The sequence below is a fragment of the Nocardioides marmorisolisilvae genome, from assembly GCF_003725775.1.
Taxonomy (GTDB): domain Bacteria; phylum Actinomycetota; class Actinomycetes; order Propionibacteriales; family Nocardioidaceae; genus Marmoricola; species Marmoricola marmorisolisilvae.
Window position 1 is genome coordinate 228,319 of the sequence record NZ_RJSG01000002.1, and the last position, 24,217, is coordinate 252,535.

The window sequence follows — 24,217 nt, forward strand, 5'->3', positions numbered from 1 at the left end:
GCGATGGATGAAGCCCGGAAACGTCGTCGACCCGGTGGTCGACGCTGCCAAGCACCCCCTCAAGACGACCGCGTGGGCCGTTGGCCTGATGCGTGGCATCGCAGCCTCGGTGATCCGGGTCGCCGCAGGGGAGAAGGGTCCGGTCATCCCCGGGTACCTCCCGGGTCCGCTGGCCGCGCCCGTCGAGGAGAACGTCGCCCACGAGGACGTCGTGCACTACGACCTGATCGACCCGCCCGAGCAGGCGACCGAGTTGGCGATCGACGTCGAGCCGGCGCCCGAGCGCGAACCGGAGCCGCTGCGGGAGTCGTTCGCCAACGAGCCGACCGCGGTCAGCCGTGACTCCGCCCACGGGGGTGGCGGGAACGACGAGCAGATCGACGACTGGTACGGCGAGACCGACGACGCAGACCTGCCGGAGACGGTCGTCGAGATGCTCGAGCTCGGCGACGAGAAGCCGCGCTAGCGGACCACGACCACCTTGGTGCCCGGGTCCGCGAAGTACCAGATGTGCTTCGCGGTCTCGTTGCTCACCCGGGTGCAGCCGTGGCTGGTCATCATGTTGGTGCCGAGCATCCAGTCCGGGTGGATCTGCTTGCCGGTGCCGACGTACGTGGGCACCCGGTGGATGCCGACGCCGCACGCGATGATCCGCGTGAAGTAGTCCAGCTGCAGCTTCAGGTCGTAGGACCGGTTGTGCAGGATCTTGGCTGGCCGGCCGCACTTGGACCCGCTGTGGTAGGTGCCGACGCTGACGATCTTCGGGTTGTCGATCATGCCGCCCTGGGCAGCGATGTCGCCACTCTCGCGGACCAGCCAGATCCAGTTCTGCTTCTGGCTGATCACGATCCGCCGGCCGGTGCCGGAGTTCGACGGGACCGGACGGTTGTCGCAGTGGACCGAGGTCGACGTGAGCAGCTTGGCCTTGGTCGCGTCGGTCAGCGTGCCGGTCTGGGAGAGCCAGTTCGCCGCCTGGAAGCGGATGATCCCGGCAGTGGTGTGGTCGTTCGGCGAACCGGTCGTCGGGCCGGCGTCGCAGCCGAAGTGGTTCAACCGCCACTGCGTGTGCCGGAACCAGTCCGAGGCGTTGGACGGTGCGACCGTCGAGGTGGCGAGAACGAACGCGCCGACAATGGCGAGACACCCGAGAACTGCGCGGCGCATGGACTTCCTCTGATCGTTGAGCGGGGGATCAGCGTACCTGGGAGACGGCCGAGCCCGCCGCGGACTTTCCACGGCGGGCTCGGCTGTTCGGTTGATCCCTAGTGACCCGCGAGGCCGTGGATGTACGCCGCAGCGTTCGGCGTACCCCAGCCCGTGGTCATGTCGTAACCGGAAAGGGTCGGCCACCCGGGGACGGCGTCCGGTGCCACCGAGCCGTCCGGGAGGTAGTCCCACATCCAGTTGCTGTCCAGGACGCCGCTGGCCGCGGTGCTCCGGTCAGGTTCTGGCGAGGCGCCTGGCGACGACGAGCCCGGCCACGGACGCTCCGAGCGTTCCCAGCGTCAGGTCACCGAGGGTGTCCTCGTACGCGGTGTCCAGCTCGGTCCCGTGTCGGATGAACGTGTACCACTCACCGAGCTCCCAGCCGATCGCGAGCACCGCGCCGAGTCCGGTGACCAGGAGTGCCAGCGCCCAGGTGGGGCGCACCGAGCGCCCGATGAGCAGCCCGATGCCGCTGAGCAGGAAGAACCAGTTCACCAAGTGGTTCAGGTCGTCCCACCAGCCGATGGCGTCGTACAGGTCGGCGGAGTTGCCGCTCACGTCGATGAGGAAGGGCAGCATGATCAGCGAGAACGCCCCGTACGGCGGCGCCTCGGACTGCCGCCGGCGCCTGGAAGCCACCCACCACAACGCGGGCGCGATCAGCATCAGCAGTGGATAGCTGATCAGGCGTGCTCCGAACGCTTTGTCGGCGAAGCGGTCGATGCCCGGCCACCACTCCGCGACCGCCAGCTGGACGACGGTCAGGACGAGGATCGTGATCGGGACCGCGAGCAGCACCGGGCGGCGGGTGGTCACCGGCCGATCATTCCGGTCGGCGGCACCTCTCACGACTTGGGTGAGTCGTCGACCTTGATGTCGAACTTGACCTTGCCGCCGTCGACGGAGGTCACCGTGACGGTCAGCCCGTAGGTCTTGCCCTCGGCCTTGAGGGTGCAGCGCGCGGTGGCGCCGACCTTGCCCTTCAGGTCCTTGGGGCAGTCGACGGAGTCGGGTGCCTGGCCGACCGACTTCGTCAGACCGGACTTCACCTGCTTCTCCAGGTCGTTGGCGGGGACCGACTTGGTGCAACCGGTGACGGCGACGGTGAGACCGGCAGCGAGGGCCACGGCGGTGAGGCGACGGGTCATGACGAGCTCCTGGGAGGGTAGGCGTCGCCCGGGCTGCCCGAGCGCACCCGGACAACGTGCCAGCCCCGGAGCCGGTTCGTCACGGCCATCGGGCAGAGATGCCGGAATGGACTAGCCCAAGCCGTACTCTTGTGCGGCTATGTCTGAGTCCCGCACGTATGAGGTCCGCACCTACGGGTGCCAGATGAACGTCCACGACTCCGAGCGCCTCTCCGGCCTGCTCGAGGGCGCGGGCTACCTGGCCGTCCCCGAGGGCGAGCAGGCCGACGTGGTCGTCTTCAACACCTGCGCGGTGCGCGAGAACGCGGACAACAAGCTCTACGGCAACCTCGGGCACCTCGCGCCGATCAAGGCGAAGACACCCGGCATGCAGATCGCGGTCGGCGGCTGCCTGGCGCAGAAGGACCGCAGCACGATCACCCAGAAGGCGCCCTGGGTCGACGTCGTCTTCGGCACCCACAACATCGGCTCGCTGCCGGTGCTGCTCGAGCGTGCCCGCGTCGCCGAGGAGGCCCAGGTCGAGATCCTCGAGTCCCTCGAGGTCTTCCCGTCGACCCTGCCGACCAAGCGCGAGTCGGCGTACGCCGCGTGGGTCTCGGTCAGCGTCGGCTGCAACAACACCTGCACGTTCTGCATCGTCCCGGCGCTGCGCGGCAAGGAGAAGGACCGCCGGCCTGGCGAGATCCTCGCCGAGATCGAGGCGCTGGTCGCCGAGGGCGTCACCGAGGTGACCCTGCTCGGCCAGAACGTGAACACCTACGGCGTCGAGTTCGGCGACAAGCTCGCGTTCGGCAAGCTGCTCCGGGCCTGCGGGCAGATCGAGGGCCTCGAGCGAGTCCGGTTCACCTCGCCGCACCCGTCCTCGTTCACCGACGACGTGATCGCCGCGATGGCCGAGACCCCGAACGTGATGCACCAGCTGCACATGCCGCTTCAGTCCGGCTCGGACAAGGTGCTCCGCGACATGCGGCGCTCCTACCGGGCCGAGCGCTTCCTCGGGATCATCGACCGGGTCCGCGCCGCGATGCCGGACGCGGCGATCAGCACCGACATCATCGTCGGCTTCCCGGGGGAGACCGAGGAGGACTTCCAGGGCACCCTGGACGTCGTCAGGGCCGCCCGTTTCGCGAACGCGTTCACCTTCCAGTACTCCAAGCGCCCCGGTACGCCGGCCGCGGACCTGCCCGACCAGATCGACCCGAAGGTCGTCAACGAGCGCTACCAGCGGCTGCAGGCCCTGGTGCAGGAGATCTCCTGGGAGGAGAACCGGAAGTTCGAGGGCCAGGTCGTCGAGCTGATGGTGGCCGAGGGCGAGGGCCGCAAGGACACCGAGACGCACCGGCTCTCCGGCCGTGCGCGCGACAACCGGTTGGTGCACTTCACGCCGATCGCCCCGGACGGTGGTGAGCTCGAGGTCCGCCCTGGCGACGTGGTCGAGGCCCGGGTCACCTACGGCTCGCCGACGTACTTGATCGCCGACGGCCCGGTGCTGTCGGTGCGGCGTACGCGGGCCGGTGACGCCTGGGAGGCCAGGGTTTCGACGGGCTCAACCAGCAAGGCTGGTGTCGGGCTCGGGATGCCAGGCGTCGGCGTACCGGCTCCGCTGCCGGACGCCCCGGTCTGCGGCTGACGTAATCCCAGGGCGCTTTGCGCGTCTGACCGGGGTACTGCCGACGCCCGAGAGGTGGCTCCCCGTGCCCGTTGTCGATCTCTACCTGCCTGACGACCTTCCGATCGCCGCCGACGCGGACCTGGGTCGCACCCTGGCTGCTGTCGTGGACGCGGCGACGGCCGATGCCGCGGCTCCCTGTGCGGTGTTCGTGCACCGGCTGCCGGTCTACGCGGTGGTGTCCGCCGACGCCGAGGGCGTTCGCACCGTGCGGGTCCAGGTCTCCTGCGACGCAGGCCCGTGGCTGGACCTCGCGCCCGGGCTCGACGACGTCGTCCGGACCTACCTGCGTTCCCTGAAGGCCGACGTGCCGACCCGGATCACGGTCTCGGTCCAGGCGGTCACCGAGACCAACGCGGTGACCTGGCCGCACCCGGTGCCGAGCCTCGCCGTCTGATGCTCAGGCCGAAGGTTCGGTGCTCGGGTTCTCGACATTCGCCTCGGAGTCCGGCTCCTCGGGCTCGGTGATCGCCGAGGGCATGTCCTCGTCATCGATCTGGGCCGACAACGGACTGTCCGGGGTGACCGGCGGGAACGGCACCGCTTCCTCGACCGCGTCGGTCCCACCGGCCTCGTTCCCGGGGTCCGGGTCCTCGTCGACCTGCGGTTCCGGGGCCGGGCCCGGGGTCGCTCGCTGCTTCGCTCATACGACGCGATTGCCCCGATCGGCCCGAGCGGAAACTCAGTCCTTGATGTCGTCGTTCTTGCCGTCGAGCCCGTCCAGCGCACCCTTGGCCTTGTCGACGCCCTTGGTGATCTTGTCGCTGTACTTGCCCTTGGTCTTCTTGTCGATCATGCCGCCGGTCTTCTCCAGGCCGTCGGCGATCTTGTCGCCGTGCTTGTCGACCGCGTCCTTCAGCTTCGACTTGGCGTCGTCCAGGAATCCCATGTCCGCTCCCTTCGAGAGGGTGCGGGTCCACCCCATGGGGACCCGCACCTAGGTGCCGTAATACTCCCGTCCGCTCTCCGTCCGCAAGCGAGCCGCGTCCTGCGGTGCCGTGAGCGGAGGTCGCAGTGGGTCGTCGGATCGTGTCGTGGCTGGCGTGCGCGCTGGCCGTCGGAGTGCTCGCCGGGTGCGGGCACGAGGCTCCCGAGCCACTCGCCGAACCCGTGAAGACCTACCCGACGAGCTTCTCGGTGCCCGACGCCGCCTTCGACGCCGAGAGCACCGCGGAGGAGCTCGAGGATCCGCCGAACGTGGATCTGACCAGCATCGCGGCCGAGGTCGGGTACGACGGCATCCGGGCGCACTTCACCTATGCGAAGGACTGGAACCCGGACAGCTCCTCGCGGTGGGGAATCCGGTTCGAGATCCGCGGCAGCGACGGCAGCCGGCTCTCCGGCGCGTGGACGCAGGACCCGACCTCGACCGCGCTCACCCGGCAGGTGCAGCTCGCGCCCAGGCCGGCGGGTTGCTCCGGCACGGTCAGCTTCGCGACGGCGGCCCGGGTGCTCACCCTGTCCCTCACCCCGGGCTGCCTGCCCGGCGCCAGCCCGACCGAATCGCGACGCTGGATCCGGTTCGACACGATCGAGTCGGTCTCCTCCTGGCACTCCGGACCGAAGATCCTCTACGCCTGGGACCAGCTCTACGCCCGCGTGGTCGCCCCCGAACCCGAGCGGCTCTACCTGCCAGACTGACCCCATGCCGAACCTCCCGATCGTGGCCGTCGTCGGCGCCACTGCATCGGGCAAGAGCGACCTGGCCCTGGACCTTGCCGAGCGGCTCGGCGGCGAGGTGGTCAACACCGATGCGATGCAGGTCTACCGCGGCATGGACATCGGGACGGCGAAGCTGCCGCCGGCCCAGCGCCGTGGCATCCGGCACCACCTGCTCGACCTGCTCGACGTCAGCGAACCGGCCGCGGTCGCCGAGTTCCAGGCCTGGGCGCACGCGGTGATCGACGACTGCCGCAGCAGAGGAGTCGTTCCGGTACTCGTCGGCGGCTCGGCCCTGTACACGCGAGCGATCCTCGATGTCTTCGAGTTCCCCGGCACCGACCCCGAGCTCCGCGCCCGGTACGCCGACCGCCTGGCCACCGAGGGACCGGAGGCGCTGCACGCCGAGCTCGCCAGGCTGGACCCGGAGGCGGCCGAGGGGATCATCGCGACCAACGGCCGGCGGATCGTCCGCGCGCTGGAGGTGATCGCGCTGACCGGCGAACCGTTCACCGCGACCCTGCCCGAGGCGACCTACCGCGACCCGGACACCGTGCAGATCGGCGTCGACATCGACCGCGAAGCCCTGGACGCACGTATCGCGCAGCGGGTCGAGGCGATGTGGACGGGCGGCCTGGTGGACGAGGTGCGGCGGCTGGAGGGTGCCGGGCTCAGGGACGGTCTGACCGCCTCCCGGGCGATCGGCTACCGCCAGGTGCTCGCGCTCCTCGACGGCGAGCTGACCGAGGAGGAGGCGCGGGAGCAGACGACCCGGGGCACCCGCCGGTTCGCCCGGCGCCAGGACAGCTGGTTCCGCAAGGACCCCCGGATCACCTGGGTCGCGTACGACGACCCGGAGCGCGTCGAGCGAGCGCTGGAGGCCGTCGGCCGCATCGGCTGAAAATCACGTCGATTGCGGCGTAATGAGGCGTCACTTCGTGCGTCTTTCGAGACATGCCTGCTCTGGAACCTGCACCGGACGCTGACCCGCGCAGCGACGCCGAGGTGATTGCGGCGATCCGCGAGGGGGACAACGTCGCGATCGACGAGCTCTACCGCCGTCACCACCGCGCCGCGATGTCCTTCGCGGAGTCGATCGCCGGTCGCACGCTTGCCCCCGACCTCGTCTCGGACGCGTTCCTGCGCATCATCGACCTGCTCCAGCGCGGCGGCGGACCGACGCTGGTCTTCCGCTCCTACCTCTACACGACGGTGCGGAACCTCTACATCGACCACATCCGCCACCACTCGCGACAGACGTCGCTGCCGGACTTCGGCCCGCTCGAGCAGGAGTTCGCGCTCGGTGACGGTCTCGACGACCACTTCGAGCACTCCCTGGTGAAGAAGGCGTTCGCCTCGCTCCCGGAGCGCTGGCAGGTCGCGCTCTGGTACACCACCGTCGAGGGCGTCTCGCTGGAGGACGCCGGGACCTACCTCGGCGTCGCTCCGAACGCGGTCGCCGCGCTGACCTTCCGCGCCCGCGAGGGCCTGCGCCAGGCCTACCTCGCCGAGCACCTGAAGCTGACGGCCGAGCAGCAGTGCGCCGAGGTGCGGGAGGCGTTGCCGAAGTACGTGCGCGGCGGGCTCCGAGGGCGCAAGCGCGAGGCCATCGAGGAGCACCTGGACGAGTGCCGGCAGTGCGCGACCGCGGCCCTCGAGCTCGACGAGGTCAACGCGAGCCTGCGCGGGATCCTGGTCGTCGCGCTGCTCGGTGCGACCACCGCCGGATACCTGGATCGAGCGCTCGGTGAGGTCACGCCGCCGGCAGTCCCGTCCGCCCCGTTCGGGATCCAGCACTTCGGCCGGATCGCGACCGCCGTCGGGACCGCCGCCGCAGCGGCCGTACTCGTTCTCGCCTGGCCGCACCACGATGCGCCGGGGAGCGAAAGCGGTCGACGGCCGAGCGGTCCCGGGATCGTGGAGCCGAGTCACTCCGGTCCCTCGCGCCAGCCGACACCGGCGGTCGGTACGCCGACGCCGACGCCGAGCCCGGCCGCAGGCACGGTCGCTCACACCGCGGCGTACGAACAGGGCACGACCACGACGAGCGGGGCCGGTGTCGCGCTGGGTTCGCCGTCGTGGATGCAGCTGACCACCTCGACCCCATCCTGGTTCCACGTCGGCGTTCCGATCTCGGCGCCCGGCGCTCAGGCGAGCGACCTGACCCTGGTGGTCAGCGCTGCATCGTGGTCGGCCTTCCACGTGCACCGCGAAGCCGGGTACGGCGCGTGGTCGTGTGAGGGGTCCGGGTCGAGCCGACTGATCTGCCACCTTCCAGCCGGAGCCGCCGCCTTCGACCTCGGGTTCGACGTGCAATCCGCTGGTCCGGTGAGCTTGCGGGTCTCGATCGCGCGCGATGGCGGCGACCCCGCGATCGCCGACATCAGCGTCGGCTGAGCTCAGGCGTTCAGGTCGTCGAGCAGGGCCAGCGCCTGGTCCGCAGCGACAGGCATCGGCTCGACCAGGACGCGCGGCGCGCTGCTGACCGGCAGCCGGCGCCGGAGCAGCCAGGCCAGCTCGTCGGCGCGGTGGGCCAGGGAGTCGTCGCGGCTCACCACGGCGAGCACCCGCCCGTGGTCCAGGGCGGCGACCACGTCGCAACGGGCGAAGGTCGAGCGGAGGGTGTCGGAGATCGTGGCGAGCCGGAGCGACTGGTGGAAGGCGGCCTCGAGCACGTCGGCCTCGGGCGTGGGGCAGGCCTCGACGAGGCTGACGATCACCAGGGCGTGGGCGTCGTCGGGGTGCTCGCCTCGATCCGCGCAGGAGCGGTACAGCGACTGCAGGTGCACCCGCGCGTGCTGGGCGCTCGACATCCCGGTGAGCGGGTCCTCGCAGGCGAGGCCGTCCAGCTTCCCGAGGAACTCGTCGGCCCAGGCGATGCTTGCCTGCTTCACCAGGTCGAGGCTCGGCGGCGGGAGATTGAGGACCTGGTAGGCGACTTCGAGGTCGCCGAGGAACGTCGCCAGCGGTTCGCCGTCGCGGACGTACTGGCGGGCGGCTTCGCGGACCGCCGGGCCGGCCAGGCCGCTGGACGGCAGAGCCAGGGGAGTGTGCTGAGTTCGGTCGGTGGCGCGCATGCCCACCCGACGAGCCGCCGTTCGAACCATTACGCGCCGAGGTCGGTGCACACGTGTACCGAAAAAGTCCGGTTTCCCGCGTAATAACAGCGTGCGTGGGCCGTTTCTACCGGGTAGTCCTCACCAAGCCGGTCCCGGCCGGCCAGATCCCCGGAGCCTCCCCTTGCAGCTTCGCAGCCCAGTGGCCCTGATCGCCGGCATCGGCGTCGCGGTCGCGCTCGCACCTCTCGGTGTGCAGGCCGTCGTGCCCGCGCCGGGCGCCGACGAGGCTGTGATCACCGTCCGGGTCGGCGGCGACCGCCTCTCCGGCGCCATCACCGACACCGGACCCGCCGATGCGGCGATCAGCGGGCTCGCCGGCGCCCGCCTCGGCCTGTTCGCGGCGCCGACCGACGGCTCGCCGATCTCCGCGCCCTGGGCGAGCTGCATCTCGGACGCCGACGGCGATTGCTCGTTCGTGGTCCCCGACACCCAGGTGGGTGGCGCCCACCGCGACGCCCGGTTCACGGTGAAGCAGCTGAGCGCACCGGCCGGCTGGTCGACCGCCACGAGCCTGCGCACGCACACCGCGGCCGGCGGCACCCAGACGACGGCTTACCAGTTCCTCACGGGGCCCGAGCTGCGCGCCGGGTCGACCTACGTGTCGACGTCCGACTTCATGTACGCGCCCGCGACGACCGACAACCTCGACGTCGCCACCGCCTCCAGCGGCGTCTCCCTGCTCGAGCGCGACAACCCGGCGGTCGTGGACCGGTGCGGCCTCGACGTCGCGATCATCCTCGACACCTCGAGCTCGGTCGGATCGGCCATGCCACAGCTCGTCGACGCGGCCGACAGCCTCGTCGACGCGCTGACCGGTACCCGGAGCAGGGCTGCTGCCTTCTCATTCGCAGCCCTGTCTCCGGGTGCCAACGCCGGGCCCAACCATGCCGAGCTGACCTCGATCTCCACCGCGGACGGCGCGTCGGTGTTCAAGCAGCAGTACGCGGGTTGGGGCATCAGTACCGGCACCAGCTGGGACCGTGGCCTGTTCGCAGCGGCCAGCGCGCCCGAGCACTACGACGTCGCGGTGATCATCACCGACGGCAACCCCGACCTGTACGGCGACCCGCGCCCGGTGACCCGGTCGGTGAAGGCCACCCGGTTCAAGGAGCTCGAGTACGGCATCGCGTCCGCCAACGCGCTCAAGGCGAAGGGCACCCGCGTCATCGCCATCGGTGTCGGCTCCGGCATCGGCGTTGCTCCGATCTCCGGCCCGACCTTGTACGACGGCAGCAACCCACTTCAAGCGGACCGGTTCGCGCTGGCGGACTACGCGGCCGCCGGCGCCGCACTTCACGACCTGGCGACCAGCTTGTGCCAAGGCTCGCTGTCGGTCGTGACTGAGCTCGTCCCAGCCGGCAACTCGGGGGAGGACGTTTCCGGCGCGTCCCCCGTCGGTGCCGGCTGGGGCGTCACCACCTCGACCACGACAAGCGGCGTGAGCGGGCTGCCGAGCACCGTCACGACCACCGAGGACGGGACCGGTGCGGTGACCTTCCCGATCGGGTTCGGGTCCGGGGTCTCGTCAGCCGCCCTCGCGGTCTCGCCGTCCGTGGCCAGCGGGTACCACGTCGTGACCCAGGGCGGACAGAACGCCGCCTGCCACGACCTCGGCACCGGGGTGCCGATCGCCGTGACCAACGCAGCCGGCGGGTTCCAGGTCGAGGCCCGTCCGGAGACCGCGACGTCCTGCATCGTGTACATCGCCGCGAACCCGGTCACACCGCCCGGTCTGTTCACGCCCATCTCGGTCGACCCGATCGCGGTCGCCGGCCGGATCGAGGCGATCCAGGACGTCGACGGCGACGGCCGGCTCAGCGCGGGCGACACCGTGATCTACGCGTACGACGTCACCAACCTGTCGGGCTTCACCCTCCACAACGTGATGCTCGTCAGCGCGGTTCTCGGCGCGGTGGTGTGCCCTCAGACGCAGCTCGCCCAAGCGGTCAGCACGACCTGCGTCGCCCACGCCCCGTACGTCGTCTCGGACGCGGACGTGACTGCAGGCCAGCTCGAGCTCGGGGCGCACGCCGAGGGGCTGAACATCGTGGGGAGCACGCTCCAGTCGTCCACCAGCACCGTGACGACGATGATCGGCGACCGGATCCCGGTCGCACTGACGGCCAGGGGACGTCCTTGACGTGGCGTTCCCCGGACCGACGGGCCGAGGTGCTCAGGGGTCGAGCCTCGGAAGTGAGGATCTAGGGCTCCGCCTGATCGGCCCGATCACGTGGGGTGAGCCCGGTTGGGAGGAACCGAGCTCGCACCACCGGCCCAGGGCGCGCCACCCGAACCCCATACGGGTGGCGCGTCCTGTGGTCTTCTCGATGTCGGCGGTCGGTGACAGGCTCGCCGCATGCTCACCCAGTACTACACGGCCTCGAGCCTGGACGGATTCATCGCCGCTGAGCCGGAGGACGGGCTCGCCTGGCTGCTGACCCGCGACGTCGACGCGAAGGGGCCGCAGGGCTACGACGGGTTCATCGCGGAGATCGGCGCCCTGTGCATGGGCGCGACGACCTACCAGTGGCTGCTCGACCACGCGCCGGGCGAGTGGTACTACGACATGCCCTGCTGGGTCTTCACCCACCGGACGTTCCCGGCGACCGAGCACGACATCCGGTTCACGTCCGAGCCGGTTACCGCCATCCACGCGCAGATGGTCGAGGCGGCCGCGGGTAAGAACGTGTGGGTCGTCGGCGGGGGAGAGCTGGTCGGACAGTTCGCCGACCACGGCCTGCTGGACGAGATCTGGATCCAGTACGCGCCGCTCACCCTGGGAGCCGGGGCGCCGCTGCTGCCGCGGCGGATCGAGTTCGAGCAGATCGAGCACGACCAGAACGGCGAGTTCTCGTGCCGCAGGCTGCGCGTGAAACGTTGATGTCCTGCTGACCGCGGTCGTTGAGCTTGTCGAAACGCCGTGAACGACCCACTTAGACTTGACCCTGTGAACGACTACGCCTTCGTCAAGGGACACGGCACCGAGAACGACTTCGTGCTGATCCCCGACGCCAACGGCCGCCACGAGCTCACTGCAGAGCAGGTCGCGCGGATCTGCGACCGCCGCGCCGGCATCGGCGGCGACGGCGTGATCCGGGTCGTGCGCACCGACGCGACCGAGGACCCCGCGGCGGTGGCCGCTCGGGGCGAGGCGCGCTGGTTCATGGACTACCGCAACAGCGACGGTTCGCTGTCGGAGATGTGCGGCAACGGAATCCGCGTCCTCGGCCTCTACCTGGTCACCCACGCCGACGTCGACCCGCGCGAACCGCTGAAGATCGCGACCCGGGCCGGGATCAAGGTGCTGACCTTCGAGGGCGACAAGATCACCGTCGACATGGGCAAGCCCGAGGTCCTGGGCGACACCAAGGTGTCGATCGACGACCGCTCCTGGGCCGCCACCCGGATCAGCATGGGCAACCCGCACGCGGTCGCCTTCGTCGACTCCCTGGACGACGCCGGCTCGCTGCTGACCGAGCCCGACTACGACCACGGTCACTTCCCCGAGGGCGTGAACCTCGAGTTCGTCGTACGCCGCGGCGACCACCACGTGGCTCTCCGGGTGCACGAGCGCGGATCGGGCGAGACCCGGTCGTGCGGGACGGGAGCGTGTGCCGTGATGGTCGCCGCAGCGCTGTCCGACGGTGCCGAGCGGGGGACGTCGTACCAGGTCGACGTACCGGGTGGGAGTCTCGACATCGTCTGGACCGAGGACGACCGGATCCTGATGACCGGCCCGGCCGTCCTCGTGGCCGAAGGAATGACCGACCTCTGATGTTTCCCTCGGTCGCCGTGACGGAGGCCGAGCGCGCAGCACCGCGCCCTGGTGACGAGGTCGTCGTGCCTGCCGATGTGGTCATGGACCGCGGCGCTACGTTCGCGGCTCCTGCCGAGGTGCTCTGGCCGTGGCTGGTCCAGCTCGGGAAGCAGCGCTCCGGTTGGTACCTGCGGCGCCGTATCGAGAGGGTTCTGCCCCGGAAGCGCCGAGCGCTCCGTCACGTCGAGCCCCGCTGGCAAGGGCTCGCCGTCGGCGACGTCGTACCGGACTGGGGAGGTGCCCACGAGACGTTCGAGGTCCTGGCCCTGGACCCGGGACGCTCGATCGTCTACGGCTCGCAGCGCGGGCGCACCCGGCTGACCTGGTCGATCACCCTGACCGAGCAAGGCCCAGGGCTGACCCGGGTGTTCTTCCGGCTCCGGCTGGCGCCGATCAAGCGCCGGTGGCTGGCCGAGTCGGTCGGGGAGTTCTTCGACGCCCTGACGATCGCCGGGATGGCGGCCGGTCTTCGCGAGCGTCTGGCCCAGACCTAGAGGATCAGGCACGCGCTCGTCCCGTGCGCGATCAGCTTCCCGTCCGGTCCCACGAGCCGTGCTTCCGCCGTGCTCTGCTTGCGGCCGCGGTGAACCACGGTCCCCGTGACCCGCACCGGGCCGTAGCCCGGCGACATCGCGCGCAGGTAGTGCACGTTGAGCTGCGCGGTCGTGTAGCTCGACCCAGGCGCCAAGGTGCTGTGCACCGCGCACGCCATCGCCGAGTCCAGCAGCGTCGCGGTCACGCCGCCGTGGATCGTGCCGAGCGGGTTGAGCAGCCGGTCGTCCGGCGTCATCTCGAACGACACCTGCCCGTCGGTGAGCTCGGTCATCGCGAACCCGAACAGGTCGCCGATGGTGGGGACGGGGAACGCGCCGTCGCGCCACAGCTCGAGCTGCTCCAGCCCGGACATCCGGGCGATGTCCTCCAGGGTTACCGCGGTCATGCTGCTTCTCCGATCGGCTCGGTCGTGGGGGTCGGGTCGAGCGTCGCCGGGGCTGCTGCGCGGGCGACCTTGGGCAGCGCCAACGCTGCCGCCGAGGTGACCACGCCGGAGATCACGAGCATCCACCAGACGTCGTGGAACTTGTCGAGCACGGTCTCCGGGGTGAGGTTGCCGAGCAGCGCGACCGTCAGCGCCACTCCGAACGTCGCGCCGAGCTGACGGATCGCCTGGTTGACGGCCGAACCCGCTCCGAAGCGGTCCGCCGGCAGGCCCTGCACAGCTGCGCTGGTCAGGTGCGGGATCACCAGCGAGACGCCGAGACCGGCCAGCAGGGCACCGGGCAGCATCTCCCGGGTCCAGTGCGGCTCGACCGTGACGACGAGGATGAAGTAGATGCCGCTGGAGGCGTAGATCAGTCCTCCGGGCACGAGCAGGCTGCGCTGACCGATGCGGCCGGCGAGCTGGCCGAAGTACGGCGCCAGGATCATCACCACGGCCGGGCCGGGCATCATCGCGACGCCCGTCTTGACGATGCCGTAGCCCCAGACCTGGGTCAGGAACAGCACCTGGGCGAAGAACATCGCGGTGAAGCCGATGGTGAAGGCAGCGGTGGCGATGTTGGCCCAGCGGAACGACCGGGCGCCGAACAAGGTCAGGTCGAGCGCCGGGTGCGGGTGGTCGAGGGTCCGCACGACGAAGGCGCCGAGCACGATCACGCCGCTGGAGAGCGCGATGATCGTCCGCGTCGAACCCCAGTGCCACTGGTTGCTCTGGACGATGCCGAGCGCGAGCAGGCTGAGGGCACCGGCGAGGAGCAGGATGCCGACCGGGTCGGGGAAGCGGGCGCCGTGCTGGGACTCGCGCGACTCCGGCATCACGCGCCGGGCCAGCAGGAAGGCGACGATGCCGACCGGGACGTTCACCAGGAACACCGAGCGCCAACCCCACTGGTTGACCAGCAGACCGCCGATGGTCGGGCCGACGGCGGCGGCGAGGGCAGCGATCGCGCCCCAGATCGCCACGGCGGCCGGCACCTTCTCGGAGGGGAAGACCGAGAGCACGATGGCCAGCGAGGCAGGCACCAGCGCCGAGGCGCCGAGGGCCTGCACCACCCGGAAGATCACCAGCAGCGCGGGGGAGTTCGCCACCGCGCACAGCGCCGAGGCGAGGGTGAAGGCGACCAGGCCGATCGTGAAGACGCGCTTGCGCCCGTACCGGTCGGCCAGGCGGCCGGCGGGGACGAGGGCCGCGGCCAGCGCGATCGTGTACGCCGACAGGGTCCACGACATCGTCGCGAAGGACACCGTCGGGAACGAGCTGCGGATGTCGTCGAAGGCGACGAACAGCACCTGGGTGTCGAGGAAGACCATGAACGCGGCCAGGCTGGCCACGCCGAGCACGGCCCACGGGTTGACCGGCGTCTTTGCCGTCGGGGTGTCTGGAGTCATGGTCCGACGGTAGAAGGAGTTGCTTTAAAAAATCAACTAATTAGAATAAAGAAGCAACCAACGTAAGGTACGTCACGTGGCCAGCAAGACCTATGACCAGTACTGCACCATCGCCACCGCCCTGGACCGGGTGGGCGATCGGTGGACCCTGCTGATCCTGCGCGAGCTCTCCTTCGGCGAGCAGCGGTTCACCGACCTGCGCACGGCGCTGCCGGGCATCGCCTCCAACCTGCTGACCGACCGGCTGCGCGACCTCGAGGGCGTCGGCCTGGTCGAGCAGGTCGAGCTGCCCGCGCCAGCCGCCCGTTCCGTCTACCGGCTGACCAAGGACGGCGTCCGGATCCGCCCGGTGCTGCGGGCGTTGGCCAAGTTCGGGATGCCCTACCTGGACGCGCCGAGCGCGGCCGACGTCCGGCCCCGGGTCGCGGTCTTCGGCGGCAGCGGGGCGCTCTTCGACCCCGTCGGCGCGGTCGGCGCCAACCTGCGTGTCCGGTTCGTGCTGGACCGTGAGGAGCACTGGCTGGAGGTGCGCGACGGCAAGCTGGCCCGGGCCGACCAGACCCAGGAGCCCGACCTGACTTTCACCGGCACCGCCGCCGCCCTGTTCGAGATCAACCGAGGCGCCGATCTCGACGGTCTGTCCGCGATGATCGTCACGGGCAGCCCCGAGGCGAAGGCGTTGTTCCGGCGTTGCTTCCCGCCATCCGACCACCTGACCGGAGTCTGACGCGGAGCCCTAGTATCGCCCGCATGGACATCAACGGAGCCAGTGCAATCGTCACCGGCGGCGCTTCGGGCATCGGCGAGGCCGCTGCCCGCCAGCTCGCCGCCAAGGGTGCAGTCGTCGTCATCGCGGACCTGAACGCCGAGAAGGGCGAGGCCATCGCCAAGGAGATCGGCGGCGCGTTCGTCGCGGTCGACGTCACCAACACCGAGCAGATCCAGAACGCGGTCAACACCGCCGTCGAGCTCGCCCCGCTGCGGGCGCTGGTCAACTCGGCCGGCATCGGCTGGGCCCAGCGCACCATCGGTCGCGACGGCAACCCGGACTCGGCGCACAACCTGGACGCCTTCAAGAAGGTCATCGCGATCAACCTGATCGGCACCTTCGACGCGGTCCGCCTCGCGGCCACCGCGATGAGCCTGAACGAGCCGGACGCCGACGGCGGTCGCGGCGCGATCGTGAACATGGCCTCCGTGGCCGCGTTCGACGGTCAGATCGGCCAGGCGTCGTACTCGGCGTCCAAGGGCGGCGTGGTCGGCATGACCCTGCCGGTGGCGCGCGACCTGTCCTCCTCGGGCATCCGCCTGAACACCATCGCCCCCGGCCTGATCGACACCCCGATCTACGGCGAGGGCCCGGAGTCGGAGGCGTTCAAGGCCAACCTCGGTCAGAACGTGCTCTTCCCGAAGCGCCTCGGCATCGGTGACGAGCTGGCCAGCATGGTCGTCGAGCTGATCACCAACTCCTACATGAACGCTGAGGTCGTCCGCGTCGACGGCGGCATCCGGATGCCTCCGAAGTAGGCACTGAACTCATCCGAACGCCCGGCCGACCCTCTGCGTAAGGGGTCTGCCGGGCGTTCGTGCGCCCGCCTCCTAGCGGTTCACGACACGTCGTCCGAGGGTTGGTCGAGAGCGGACTCCGCGTTCTCCTCGGCGATCTCGTCCTCGGAGTGCGGCTCGACCGCCGGATCCTTGAGGTCCTGCGCCGAGAGGGGCTGGGTCTCCTCTGAGCTCGGCTGGGTCTGCGGGTCGTCGCGCGACTCCTCGGCGAGCTGCTCCTCGATCGTGCTGGTCAGGTCCTCGTCGTCGCCCATTCTGCTTACCTACCCGCCGTACGCGGACTTCATTCAAAACCTGTTGAGGTCCGGGCCTACCCTTGAACCTGTATGACGAACGCACCTGACGACTTCAATCTCGACGACGAGCTGGCGGACACCGACAGCTGGGACGACGAGACCCCGACCACCGACCCGTACGACGAGCCGGACCCCGAAGAGACCACCGGGTCCATGGACCTCGCCGAGCGGCACGCGCTGCGTCGGGTCGTCGGCCTGTCCACCGAGCTCGAGGACATCACCGAGGTCGAGTACCGCCAGCTCCGCCTGGAGCGCGTGGTGCTCGTCGGCGTATGGACCGAGGGCAGCGTCGAGGACGCCGAGAACTCGATGGCCGAGCTGGCCGCGCTCGCCGAGACCGCCGGCTCGCAGGTGCTCGAGAACGTCTACCAGCGCCGCGACAAGCCGGACCCGGCCACCTACATCGGCCGCGGCAAGGTCGAGGGCGTCCGCGAGATCGTCGAGGCCACCGGTGCCGACACCGTGATCATGGACGGCGAGCTCGCGCCCAGCCAGCTGAGGAACCTCGAGGACAAGATCAAGGTCAAGGTCGTCGACCGGACCGCGCTGATCCTCGACATCTTCGCCCAGCACGCGAAGTCCAAGGAGGGCCAGGCGCAGGTCGAGCTGGCCCAGCTGAACTACATGAAGCAGCGTCTGCGTGGTTGGGGTGGAAGCCTCTCCCGTCAGGCCGGTGGTCGGGTCGCCGGCGGTGCCGGCATCGGTAGCCGTGGTCCCGGTGAGACCAAGATCGAGAACGACCGCCGCCGGATCAACACCAAGATCGCCAAGCTGCGCCGCGACCTGGCCGGGATGAAGACGACCCGGACCACGATGCGCAGCGAGCGCCGTCGCAACGCGATCCCGAGCGTGGCCATCGCCGGCTACACCAACGCGGGCAAGTCCTCGATCCTCAATCGACTCACCGGCGCCGGCGTCCTCGTCGAGGACGCGCTGTTCGCGACCGTGGACCCGACGACGCGCCGCACGACGACCGCGGACGGCAGGATCTACACGCTGTCGGACACCGTCGGGTTCGTCCGGCACCTGCCGCACCAGCTGGTCGAGGCGTTCCGCAGCACGCTCGAGGAGGTCGCCGAGTCCGACCTGATCGTGCACGTGGTCGACGGCTCGCACCCCGATCCGGAGGGGCAGATCTCTGCGGTCCGCGAGGTGCTCGCCGAGATCGACGCGAAGAACATCCCCGAGCTGATCGTGATCAACAAGTCCGACGCGGCCGACCCGATGGTCATCGCGCGACTGCTGCAGCGCGAGCCGCACTCGGTGGTCTGCTCGGCGAAGACGGGCGAGGGCATCGCCGAGGCGCTCGCGGCGATCGAGGCAGACCTGCCCGTCGGCGCGGTCGAGCTGCGGGTGCTGCTTCCCTACAGCCGCGGTGACCTGGTCAGCCGGCTGCACGACAAGGCCGAGGTGCTGAGTGTCGAGCACACCGCTGACGGCACGCTCGTCCATGCCCGGGTCAGCGAGGCCATCGCTGGCGAGCTGGAGCTCTACACGCTCGCGGGTCTGACCGAGGGCGAGTAACCGGAGCGTTTGCTCTGGGCCCGTTGTGGCAACGGTGTGTACATGGCACGTGCGGAAGTTGCTACCCGGGACCAGCTCATCGAGGCCGCGGCCCGGATCCTCGCCGAGGAGGGCCTGGGCGGGCTGAGCACGCGCCGGTTGGCCAGCTCCCTGGGTGTCTCCACGATGGTCGTCTACACCCGGTTCGGGTCCATGCCCGAGCTGATGGAAGCCGTGGTCACCGAAGGGTTCGACCGGCAGGCGGCTCGTCTGGACGCGGTCGCCGCGAGCGCGGACCCGGCGGCTGACCTGATCGCGCTGGCCGTCGCCTACCGGGCGAACGCCGTCGACAACCCGCACCTGTACTCGATCATGTACGCCGCCAACGGCGAGAGCGCCCATCGTGCTGAGCAGGCCAAGGGGACCCTCGACCTGCTCACCGCGGCAGCGGCCAGGACGTTGGACAGCGGCGTCGGCGCGGAGACCCCAGGCGTCTTGGCGCGCCAGCTGTGGAGCACGGTCCACGGCCTGGTCAGCCTCGAGCTGTCGGGAGTCGCGGATGGAGAGGCCGGTGAGCACGCGCTGCGCGCGACCCTGAGGCGACTGATCTCCGGAAAGGGGTGAGCCCGCCGCCCCTGGTGCGGGGACGGCGGGCTCAGTCGTCGCCGCTAGCTCGGGTTGACGCGACGACGACGGCTGGCGCAGACGAGGACGACGCCTCCTGCGAGGAGGGCTGCTCCACCGGTGGCGAGAGCTGCGGTGTTGGAGCCGAGTCCGGTTGGCGGCAGGTTGCCGCCGCCGACGTTGATCTCCGGCTGGTTGGGGCTCTCCGAAGGCGGAGGCGGCGTGGAGCCTCCGGTGTTCGGGCTTTCAGTCGGGTCGGTGGGCTCGGTGGTCGGCGGTGTGGACTCGTTCCCTCCGGGCAACGAGGTGGGATCGGTCGCCGGCCCGTCCGTGGGCAGGTCGGTGCCCGGGCCGTCGGTCGGCAGCTCGGTCGTCGGCTCGCCTGTGGGCTCGCCGGTCGTCGGCGAGTCCGTCGGCGTCGGAGGTTCCGTGGTCGGAGTGTCGGTCGGCGTCGGGGTGTCGGTCGGGGTGGGGACGTCCGTGGTCGGAGTGTCGGTCGTCGGGGTGTCGGTCGGGGTGGGGACGTCCGTGGTCGGGGTGTCGGTCGGAGTCGGCGTCGGCTCCTCGCTCTCGTCGCCCGGCTTGACGTCGCCGGAGCCGTTGGCGCCGACGGTGTATTCACGCGCGACCGCACTGACCTGGTCGGTGTGTCCGTTCTGGGTCACCGTTCCGGAGTCCGGGTACGTCGCGCGGTCCTCCGTCGTGATCGCATACCCCTGCAGGTCGAGGTACTGACCAGCTGCGGTCGAGGTCATCGTGGCGGTGAAGCCGGCCTCGTCGCAGGAGACCAGGGTGAACGGAGCGCTCCCGGTGAGCACGAGGTTCCCCCAAGGAGCGATCGTCCCGACGGAGCCGCTGAACCGGGTGCAGTCCATCCGCTGGCCGGGGCCGACGACGTCGGTGAACGTGACGACCTGGTCGGCCGCGGTGGTGATCGGCGAGTCGAAGAAGATGTGGATCTCATGATCGGCCGTGAGGGCGACCGACTTCTGGCCCCTCGTCCGCGGATCCGTGCACCCGGTGCACGTGTTGGTGGTGACCGGGGTCGCGATCGACTGCCCGTCGCCGAGATCCCAGCGCAGGTCGTACCCCTGCTCGGGCTGCCCGCCGGTGAGCCTGCCGTAGAAGTGACCGCCGAAGGTGACGTTGTCGTGCGTCTCCACGTAGTCGTTGAAGACGATCGTGACGACGTTGTCGTCGGCCACCGTCATCGTGCCCAGCTGCACGCCGTCGGCATCGAGCAGGGGCGTCGTGCCGTTGCGCAACGGGAAGTTCGACGGGGCGGTGATGACCACCGTGTCACCGGCGCACGAACCGTCCGGGAGCGCGCCCGTGAAGTCGACGCGCACGGTCTGGCTGCCTTGGAGGGTGGTGTCGTCGAGGGTGAAGGTCTTGATCGCGTCGGAGTGCTGCGTCGGTGTGCACGGGTCGGCTGCGCCAGCGGGGCCGAGCGTGATGACCGTCGCGAGTGATCCCCAAGCGCCGACCAGCAGGGTGGCCATGGCCAACCGTGCCTTCCGGCTCCACAGGTCTCGGGTCATGGTGAGTTCTCCTTGTGAGGTAGTGGTGTTCGGTGTCTCACGGGCGAACTCCGGATGCATCACGCGAAACCGGACTGTGATCTAGACCATCTCGGCCCCCCGATCTCGTAGGGTCAGCGCCATGAAGCGTCTCGTGGCCACGATCTTCGGACTCCTGGTGCTCGCCGCGGTCGTGGCCTGCGGCGCGATCGACTTCAGCTCCGGCGGCGACTCCAACGAGACCGCGCGGATCGACAACTACCTCGCCGACTTCACGCTCAAGGCGGACGGCAGGCTCCAGGTCACCGAGGACCTGACGGTGACGTTCCCGGAGTACCGGCACGGCATCTTCCGGTTCTTCGACACCCGCGACCCGAACGTCACCAAGAACCGGCTCATCCCCACCGACATCCGCGTCACCCGCGACGGCAACCCTGAGCCCTTCCAGGTGCTCAAGGAGAGCCGCGGGCGGTACCGCAACATCAAGATCGGCAGCGCGGGCGTCACGTTCACCGGGACCCACGACTACCGGATCAGCTACGTCATCGAGGGCGCGATGACCCCGGGCTTCCACGGTGCCAAGTCGCAGTTCTACTGGCAGCTGATCCCGTCCGGCTGGCTGATGCCGATCGCGAAGTCCGACCTGGTGGTGACCCTGCCCGCCGACGGGGAGAACCTCAAGTGCGCGGTGGGTCTGGGCACGGGCACCCCGTGCTCGGCCGAGGGGAGCGGGACCAAGAAGCTCGAGGTGAAGACCGGCGAGCTGGCGCCGCACACCCCGGTCACCATCAAGGTCGACCAGGACGTTCCCACCCCGTCGACCGATTCGCTGCCGTGGGCGGACAAGTACGACCCGATCCTGGGCACCCACCCGGTGCTGCTCGGCATCGTCCTGGTCGCCTCGGTGCTGCTCGGCGGAGCCGGTACGGCGCTGAGCCAGTCCACGAAGGAGAAGGACCCGTCCTTCCCGCTGATGTACGCGCCGCCGGACGGTATCGGTCCGGCGCAGGCGGCGTACCTGCTGACCGAGAAGGTCGAGCGCAAGGCGTTCGTGGCGACGATGATGTACGCCGCCGAGAAGGGCGCGGTGAAGCTCGACCAGGCCGACAAGTCCTGGAGCCTGACCGGGACCGAGGACGCGGACGCCTGGAACAAGGTCGACGGCGTCACCCAGCTCGTCGGCTCGCAGCTCAACGTCGTCGGCGCGGGCCAGTCGTTCAGCGCCTCGTCGAAGTCGGTCTCGGCCGGCCTCAAGCTCAAGAACACGCTCGCCTCCTTCGATGCCAACACCAAGGCGTGGGCGAAGACCTCCGGGCTGATGATCACCAGCGGTCTCGGCGGAGCCGGGTGTTTCGTGCTGATCGTGCTCGGTGCGGCCACCATCGCGCTCGGCGCGTGGAATCCGTTCAACATGTCGATCCTGGCGCTGGTCCCGGGCCTGTTCGCCGTCGGCGCGGTCGCGGTCGGCTTCTCCGGCGCCGGCACGAAGCGCACCCCGGCGGGTCGCGACGTCTGGTCGCGGGTCGGCGGGTTCAAGCGCATCCTGTCGACACCGTCGGCGCAGGACCGCTTCGACTTCTCCGGCCGCAAGGACCTCTACACGGCGTACCTGCCGTGGGCGGTGGCCTTCGACTGCGCCGACGAGTGGGCCAAGAAGTACCGCGTGGAGACCGGTGAGGAGCCGCCCGCGCCGAGCTGGCTCCCGGTGTACTACGGCGCGCACACCGGCAACTACGTGAACCAGATGGTCGACAGCTTCGACTCGACCGTGAACTCCGCGATCTCCTCCTACGAGGCGACCCAGTCCTCGTCGTCCTCGGGCGGCGGCGGTGGTGGCTTCAGCGGTGGCGGCGGAGGCGGCGGGGGCGGCGGCGGGTCCTGGTAGAGCGGTTGCTGGGGAACCAAACCGATCCAAGTTCTAGTTAGATGGTGTGAACCCAAACAGAGGGAGTAAGCGATGCTGATCGCGATCATCGTGGTCGTCGTCCTGGTGCTGCTGGTCATCTTCGGCATCACGGGCTTCAACAAGCTGCGCAGCACGGACATCAGCGCCCAGGAAGCGCTCGGTGGCATCGACGTGCAGCTGACCCGTCGTGCCGACCTGATCCCGAACCTGGTGGAGACCGTGAAGGGGTACGCCGCTCACGAGCGTGCCGTCTTCGACGAGGTCACCGCCGCCCGGGCCGGTCTGGCCGCGGCCGCCAAGAGCGACGACGTGCCGGCCAAGGCCGCCGCCGACGCCGCGATGCAGCAGGCGCTGGTCAAGGTCAACGCCGTTGCCGAGGCGTACCCGGACCTCAAGGCGAACGTCCAGTTCCTCGACCTGCAGAAGCAGCTGACCGACACCGAGAACCAGATCTCGTTCGCGCGTCAGTACTACAACGACGCGGTCGCGACGCTGAACAAGCTGGTGCGCACGATCCCGTGGATGTTCTTCTCCGGAATGGCCGGCGTCGGCACCCGCCAGTTCTACGAAGCCCCGGCCGGCCAGAACGTTCCGCCGACCGTGGACTTCGGCACCAGTACGCCGCCCGCGGCGCCGCCGCCGCCGGCCGCACCCGCCGCTCCGGCTGCTCCGGCTGCTCCCGCGGCCCCGGCAGCTCCGGCTGCTCCCGCGGCGCCGCCCGTTGCCTCCGAGCCGCCGCCCGCTCCCGAGCCGCCGAGCGCACCGCCGGCCTGATCGATAAAGGCCGGCCCGATCCTCACGGATCGGGCCGGCCTTTCCCATGAACGGCCTTAGTCGTCGTGGTTGTAGACGGTTGCGATCGATTGGAAGTCATGCGCGCTAGGGAGTGTGTGCGGCGTGACGTACGGGTCCACCATGCAGCTGTCGTCAGCGGTCCTCTGTTCGTCCATGCCGATCGAGTGTCCGAGCTCGTGGCACGTGATGGTTCGCCGTTTGGACGCGCTTGACGTCGAGCAAGCGGAACTAAGGTCGACGCGAGTCGACGTTTCCAAATGGCCGGTCGCCGAGTAGTACGAAACGTTCGTTTGACCGAGCGTGCCGCTGCACGAAGTGCCGAGCGCGGTTTGCCTCACCGTGACGCAGTGCGGAGTACTCGGACACGACGAGCCCGCCCCAACGTAGACCGCGTCCAGCCTCGTGGAGCGGTCCCACTCGATGGCTGCCGAGTACACAGGCCACTCCGGGCCCGTGAGGTCCGCCCAGTAGACGTAGCCGCGAGGGAAGGAAGGACTGCTGTTGGTCCAGTGGACATTGTGGCCAGGGTCGTGGTTCCAGTGGTTAGCAGCGGCAGAGCTTGCCATCGACACTGCAAGCATCACGACGGTCGCGACGGAAATGAACGCCGGTCGCCGCATCATCGAACACCGACGCTGCTCGTCGGGGAATGAGCATCGGCAGCGGTGAGTGCCGCCCCGCTCGTGGCCTTCGGGCTGCTTGGGCAGAGGGTGTCGACGATGGGACTGGCGCCCGTCTGCGGAATCCAGGAGACGCGAGCGCACTTCTCGCCGGCAACCGTTGGGTAGGAGGTCTCGAGCACGCGGAGACCGGCACTGCAGGGCAAGGTGACGCTCAACGCCCCCGCCATGACGCGGCCGCAGAGAACAGCATTCGGTCCATCCTCAGACGGTGGTGTCGTGGAACCCTCTTTCGGGAGCACGACTGGTTGGCCTGGTTCCGGCAATGGGTCGCAGGGTCCGATGGGAAGGTTCCGGATCTTGAGCTCGTTCACCGTCTCT

General features: G+C 69.6%; 27 protein-coding genes. 16 read left to right on the forward strand and 11 right to left on the reverse strand.

The window, feature by feature from the left end:
* Positions 1-7: 7 nt before the first annotated feature.
* Positions 8-466, forward strand: a complete 459-nt coding sequence (locus EFL95_RS04860) for a hypothetical protein (RefSeq protein ID WP_123232932.1) — start codon at positions 8-10, stop codon at positions 464-466.
* Here the strand turns inward: EFL95_RS04860 and EFL95_RS04865 are convergent.
* The 4 genes from EFL95_RS04865 to EFL95_RS04875 all read right to left on the reverse strand — a co-directional run bounded on the left by EFL95_RS04865 (position 463) and on the right by EFL95_RS04875 (position 2,354).
* Positions 463-1,164, reverse strand: a complete 702-nt coding sequence (locus tag EFL95_RS04865) for a L,D-transpeptidase family protein (protein WP_123232933.1) — start codon at positions 1,162-1,164, stop codon at positions 463-465. The genes EFL95_RS04860 and EFL95_RS04865 overlap by 4 nt on opposite strands.
* Positions 1,165-1,262: 98 nt before the next feature.
* Positions 1,263-1,400: a hypothetical protein gene (locus tag EFL95_RS19370; protein WP_183407031.1), complete on the reverse strand. Its 138-nt coding sequence runs from the start codon at positions 1,398-1,400 to the stop codon at positions 1,263-1,265.
* Between the two features lie 40 nt (positions 1,401-1,440).
* Positions 1,441-2,022: a DUF2238 domain-containing protein gene (locus tag EFL95_RS04870; RefSeq protein ID WP_246004809.1), complete on the reverse strand. Its 582-nt coding sequence runs from the start codon at positions 2,020-2,022 to the stop codon at positions 1,441-1,443.
* Between the two features lie 29 nt (positions 2,023-2,051).
* The gene (locus tag EFL95_RS04875) at positions 2,052-2,354 is read right to left on the reverse strand and encodes a DUF4333 domain-containing protein (protein ID WP_123232934.1); all 303 of its coding nucleotides are present in this window, start codon (positions 2,352-2,354) and stop codon (positions 2,052-2,054) included.
* A 139-nt stretch (positions 2,355-2,493) separates the two neighbouring features.
* Here EFL95_RS04875 and miaB point away from each other — a divergent pair, with 139 nt between their 5' ends.
* Positions 2,494-3,984, forward strand: a complete 1,491-nt coding sequence (gene miaB, locus EFL95_RS04880) for a tRNA (N6-isopentenyl adenosine(37)-C2)-methylthiotransferase MiaB (protein ID WP_123232935.1) — start codon at positions 2,494-2,496, stop codon at positions 3,982-3,984.
* A 64-nt stretch (positions 3,985-4,048) separates the two neighbouring features.
* A complete protein-coding gene (locus EFL95_RS04885) occupies positions 4,049-4,420 on the forward strand; it encodes a hypothetical protein (protein WP_123232936.1) in 372 nt (123 codons plus the stop codon).
* Between the two features lie 3 nt (positions 4,421-4,423).
* Here the strand turns inward: EFL95_RS04885 and EFL95_RS19375 are convergent, their stop codons facing one another.
* Entirely contained in the window at positions 4,424-4,564 is a 141-nt protein-coding gene (locus EFL95_RS19375; RefSeq protein WP_183407032.1) for a hypothetical protein, read from the reverse strand.
* Positions 4,565-4,705: 141 nt separating this feature from the next.
* Positions 4,706-4,912, reverse strand: a complete 207-nt coding sequence (locus tag EFL95_RS04890) for an antitoxin (RefSeq protein ID WP_123234802.1) — start codon at positions 4,910-4,912, stop codon at positions 4,706-4,708.
* Positions 4,913-5,037: 125 nt separating this feature from the next.
* On the opposite strand from EFL95_RS04890, the gene EFL95_RS04895 reads away from it, so the two are divergent.
* From EFL95_RS04895 to EFL95_RS04905, 3 genes are read left to right on the forward strand one after another with little or no spacing between them, the layout of a single operon-like run.
* A complete protein-coding gene (locus EFL95_RS04895) occupies positions 5,038-5,664 on the forward strand; it encodes a hypothetical protein (protein WP_123232937.1) in 627 nt (208 codons plus the stop codon).
* Positions 5,665-5,668: 4 nt separating this feature from the next.
* Positions 5,669-6,583 carry a tRNA (adenosine(37)-N6)-dimethylallyltransferase MiaA gene (gene miaA, locus EFL95_RS04900; RefSeq protein WP_123232938.1) on the forward strand — a complete coding sequence of 305 codons (915 nt, stop codon included), beginning with the start codon at positions 5,669-5,671 and terminating at the stop codon, positions 6,581-6,583.
* A gap of 53 nt (positions 6,584-6,636) precedes the next feature.
* On the forward strand, positions 6,637-8,079 hold the full coding sequence (locus EFL95_RS04905) for a sigma-70 family RNA polymerase sigma factor (protein WP_123232939.1): 1,443 nt from the start codon (positions 6,637-6,639) through the stop codon (positions 8,077-8,079).
* Between the two features lie 2 nt (positions 8,080-8,081).
* Here the strand turns inward: EFL95_RS04905 and EFL95_RS04910 are convergent, their stop codons facing one another.
* Positions 8,082-8,759, reverse strand: a complete 678-nt coding sequence (locus EFL95_RS04910; protein WP_123232940.1) for a hypothetical protein — start codon at positions 8,757-8,759, stop codon at positions 8,082-8,084.
* Between the two features lie 181 nt (positions 8,760-8,940).
* On the opposite strand from EFL95_RS04910, the gene EFL95_RS04915 reads away from it, so the two are divergent.
* The 4 genes from EFL95_RS04915 (at position 8,941) to EFL95_RS04930 (ending at position 13,112) form a co-directional block, all read left to right on the forward strand.
* On the forward strand, positions 8,941-10,941 hold the full coding sequence (locus tag EFL95_RS04915; RefSeq protein ID WP_183407033.1) for a DUF7507 domain-containing protein: 2,001 nt from the start codon (positions 8,941-8,943) through the stop codon (positions 10,939-10,941).
* Positions 10,942-11,157: 216 nt separating this feature from the next.
* Positions 11,158-11,682, forward strand: coding sequence for a dihydrofolate reductase family protein (locus tag EFL95_RS04920; protein ID WP_123232942.1), 525 nt, complete (start codon positions 11,158-11,160; stop codon positions 11,680-11,682).
* 66 nt (positions 11,683-11,748) lie between these two features.
* Positions 11,749-12,576 (forward strand): diaminopimelate epimerase, encoded by an 828-nt coding sequence (dapF, locus tag EFL95_RS04925; RefSeq protein WP_123232943.1) that lies wholly within the window; start codon positions 11,749-11,751, stop codon positions 12,574-12,576.
* A 65-nt stretch (positions 12,577-12,641) separates the two neighbouring features.
* Positions 12,642-13,112, forward strand: a complete 471-nt coding sequence (locus tag EFL95_RS04930; protein WP_221176324.1) for a hypothetical protein — start codon at positions 12,642-12,644, stop codon at positions 13,110-13,112.
* Here EFL95_RS04930 and EFL95_RS04935 read toward each other — a convergent pair.
* Positions 13,109-13,558: a PaaI family thioesterase gene (locus tag EFL95_RS04935; protein WP_123232945.1), complete on the reverse strand. Its 450-nt coding sequence runs from the start codon at positions 13,556-13,558 to the stop codon at positions 13,109-13,111. The two genes, EFL95_RS04930 and EFL95_RS04935, sit on opposite strands and share 4 nt — an antisense overlap.
* Entirely contained in the window at positions 13,555-15,006 is a 1,452-nt protein-coding gene (locus EFL95_RS04940; RefSeq protein ID WP_123232946.1) for a DHA2 family efflux MFS transporter permease subunit, read from the reverse strand. Before EFL95_RS04940 ends, EFL95_RS04935 begins: the two co-directional genes overlap by 4 nt.
* A 76-nt stretch (positions 15,007-15,082) precedes the next feature.
* Here EFL95_RS04940 and EFL95_RS04945 point away from each other — a divergent pair, with 76 nt between their 5' ends.
* Together EFL95_RS04945 and EFL95_RS04950 are read left to right on the forward strand one after the other, a co-directional pair.
* Entirely contained in the window at positions 15,083-15,733 is a 651-nt protein-coding gene (locus tag EFL95_RS04945; RefSeq protein ID WP_123232947.1) for a winged helix-turn-helix transcriptional regulator, read from the forward strand.
* Between the two features lie 23 nt (positions 15,734-15,756).
* Positions 15,757-16,533, forward strand: a complete 777-nt coding sequence (locus tag EFL95_RS04950) for an SDR family NAD(P)-dependent oxidoreductase (RefSeq protein WP_123232948.1) — start codon at positions 15,757-15,759, stop codon at positions 16,531-16,533.
* Positions 16,534-16,613: 80 nt separating this feature from the next.
* On the opposite strand, the gene EFL95_RS04955 is transcribed toward EFL95_RS04950, so the two are convergent.
* Positions 16,614-16,826: a hypothetical protein gene (locus tag EFL95_RS04955; protein WP_123232949.1), complete on the reverse strand. Its 213-nt coding sequence runs from the start codon at positions 16,824-16,826 to the stop codon at positions 16,614-16,616.
* Positions 16,827-16,898: 72 nt separating this feature from the next.
* On the opposite strand from EFL95_RS04955, the gene hflX reads away from it, so the two are divergent.
* Complete coding sequence (hflX, locus tag EFL95_RS04960; RefSeq protein WP_123232950.1) at positions 16,899-18,392, forward strand: GTPase HflX; 1,494 nt, start codon at positions 16,899-16,901, stop codon at positions 18,390-18,392.
* A gap of 42 nt (positions 18,393-18,434) precedes the next feature.
* Positions 18,435-18,995: a TetR/AcrR family transcriptional regulator gene (locus tag EFL95_RS04965; protein WP_148044975.1), complete on the forward strand. Its 561-nt coding sequence runs from the start codon at positions 18,435-18,437 to the stop codon at positions 18,993-18,995.
* A gap of 44 nt (positions 18,996-19,039) precedes the next feature.
* Here EFL95_RS04965 and EFL95_RS19380 read toward each other — a convergent pair whose 3' ends face one another.
* Complete coding sequence (locus EFL95_RS19380; protein WP_183407034.1) at positions 19,040-20,536, reverse strand: Ig-like domain-containing protein; 1,497 nt, start codon at positions 20,534-20,536, stop codon at positions 19,040-19,042.
* A 121-nt stretch (positions 20,537-20,657) separates the two neighbouring features.
* Between EFL95_RS19380 and EFL95_RS19385 the strand changes: the two genes are divergently transcribed.
* Complete coding sequence (locus EFL95_RS19385) at positions 20,658-22,400, forward strand: DUF2207 domain-containing protein (RefSeq protein WP_183407035.1); 1,743 nt, start codon at positions 20,658-20,660, stop codon at positions 22,398-22,400.
* 72 nt (positions 22,401-22,472) lie between these two features.
* Complete coding sequence (locus EFL95_RS04980; protein ID WP_123232952.1) at positions 22,473-23,195, forward strand: LemA family protein; 723 nt, start codon at positions 22,473-22,475, stop codon at positions 23,193-23,195.
* Positions 23,196-24,217 lie beyond the last annotated feature (1,022 nt).

What these genes read in the sequence shown, in the direction of transcription:
- EFL95_RS04875 (WP_123232934.1), bottom strand. Translation starts at nt 2,354, where the DNA reads ATGACCCGTCGCCTCACCGCCGTGGCCCTCGCTGCCGGTCTCACCGTC.
- EFL95_RS04965 (WP_148044975.1), top strand. Translation starts at nt 18,435, where the DNA reads ATGGCACGTGCGGAAGTTGCTACCCGGGACCAGCTCATCGAGGCCGCG.
- miaB (WP_123232935.1), top strand. Translation starts at nt 2,494, where the DNA reads ATGTCTGAGTCCCGCACGTATGAGGTCCGCACCTACGGGTGCCAGATG.
- EFL95_RS04920 (WP_123232942.1), top strand. Translation starts at nt 11,158, where the DNA reads ATGCTCACCCAGTACTACACGGCCTCGAGCCTGGACGGATTCATCGCC.
- EFL95_RS19385 (WP_183407035.1), top strand. Translation starts at nt 20,658, where the DNA reads ATGAAGCGTCTCGTGGCCACGATCTTCGGACTCCTGGTGCTCGCCGCG.
- miaA (WP_123232938.1), top strand. Translation starts at nt 5,669, where the DNA reads ATGCCGAACCTCCCGATCGTGGCCGTCGTCGGCGCCACTGCATCGGGC.
- EFL95_RS04935 (WP_123232945.1), bottom strand. Translation starts at nt 13,558, where the DNA reads ATGACCGCGGTAACCCTGGAGGACATCGCCCGGATGTCCGGGCTGGAG.
- EFL95_RS04950 (WP_123232948.1), top strand. Translation starts at nt 15,757, where the DNA reads ATGGACATCAACGGAGCCAGTGCAATCGTCACCGGCGGCGCTTCGGGC.
- EFL95_RS19370 (WP_183407031.1), bottom strand. Translation starts at nt 1,400, where the DNA reads ATGTGGGACTACCTCCCGGACGGCTCGGTGGCACCGGACGCCGTCCCC.
- EFL95_RS04940 (WP_123232946.1), bottom strand. Translation starts at nt 15,006, where the DNA reads ATGACTCCAGACACCCCGACGGCAAAGACGCCGGTCAACCCGTGGGCC.
- EFL95_RS04980 (WP_123232952.1), top strand. Translation starts at nt 22,473, where the DNA reads ATGCTGATCGCGATCATCGTGGTCGTCGTCCTGGTGCTGCTGGTCATC.
- EFL95_RS04890 (WP_123234802.1), bottom strand. Translation starts at nt 4,912, where the DNA reads ATGGGATTCCTGGACGACGCCAAGTCGAAGCTGAAGGACGCGGTCGAC.
- EFL95_RS19380 (WP_183407034.1), bottom strand. Translation starts at nt 20,536, where the DNA reads ATGACCCGAGACCTGTGGAGCCGGAAGGCACGGTTGGCCATGGCCACC.
- EFL95_RS04905 (WP_123232939.1), top strand. Translation starts at nt 6,637, where the DNA reads ATGCCTGCTCTGGAACCTGCACCGGACGCTGACCCGCGCAGCGACGCC.
- hflX (WP_123232950.1), top strand. Translation starts at nt 16,899, where the DNA reads ATGACGAACGCACCTGACGACTTCAATCTCGACGACGAGCTGGCGGAC.
- EFL95_RS04860 (WP_123232932.1), top strand. Translation starts at nt 8, where the DNA reads ATGAAGCCCGGAAACGTCGTCGACCCGGTGGTCGACGCTGCCAAGCAC.
- EFL95_RS04955 (WP_123232949.1), bottom strand. Translation starts at nt 16,826, where the DNA reads ATGGGCGACGACGAGGACCTGACCAGCACGATCGAGGAGCAGCTCGCC.
- EFL95_RS04865 (WP_123232933.1), bottom strand. Translation starts at nt 1,164, where the DNA reads ATGCGCCGCGCAGTTCTCGGGTGTCTCGCCATTGTCGGCGCGTTCGTT.
- EFL95_RS04910 (WP_123232940.1), bottom strand. Translation starts at nt 8,759, where the DNA reads ATGCGCGCCACCGACCGAACTCAGCACACTCCCCTGGCTCTGCCGTCC.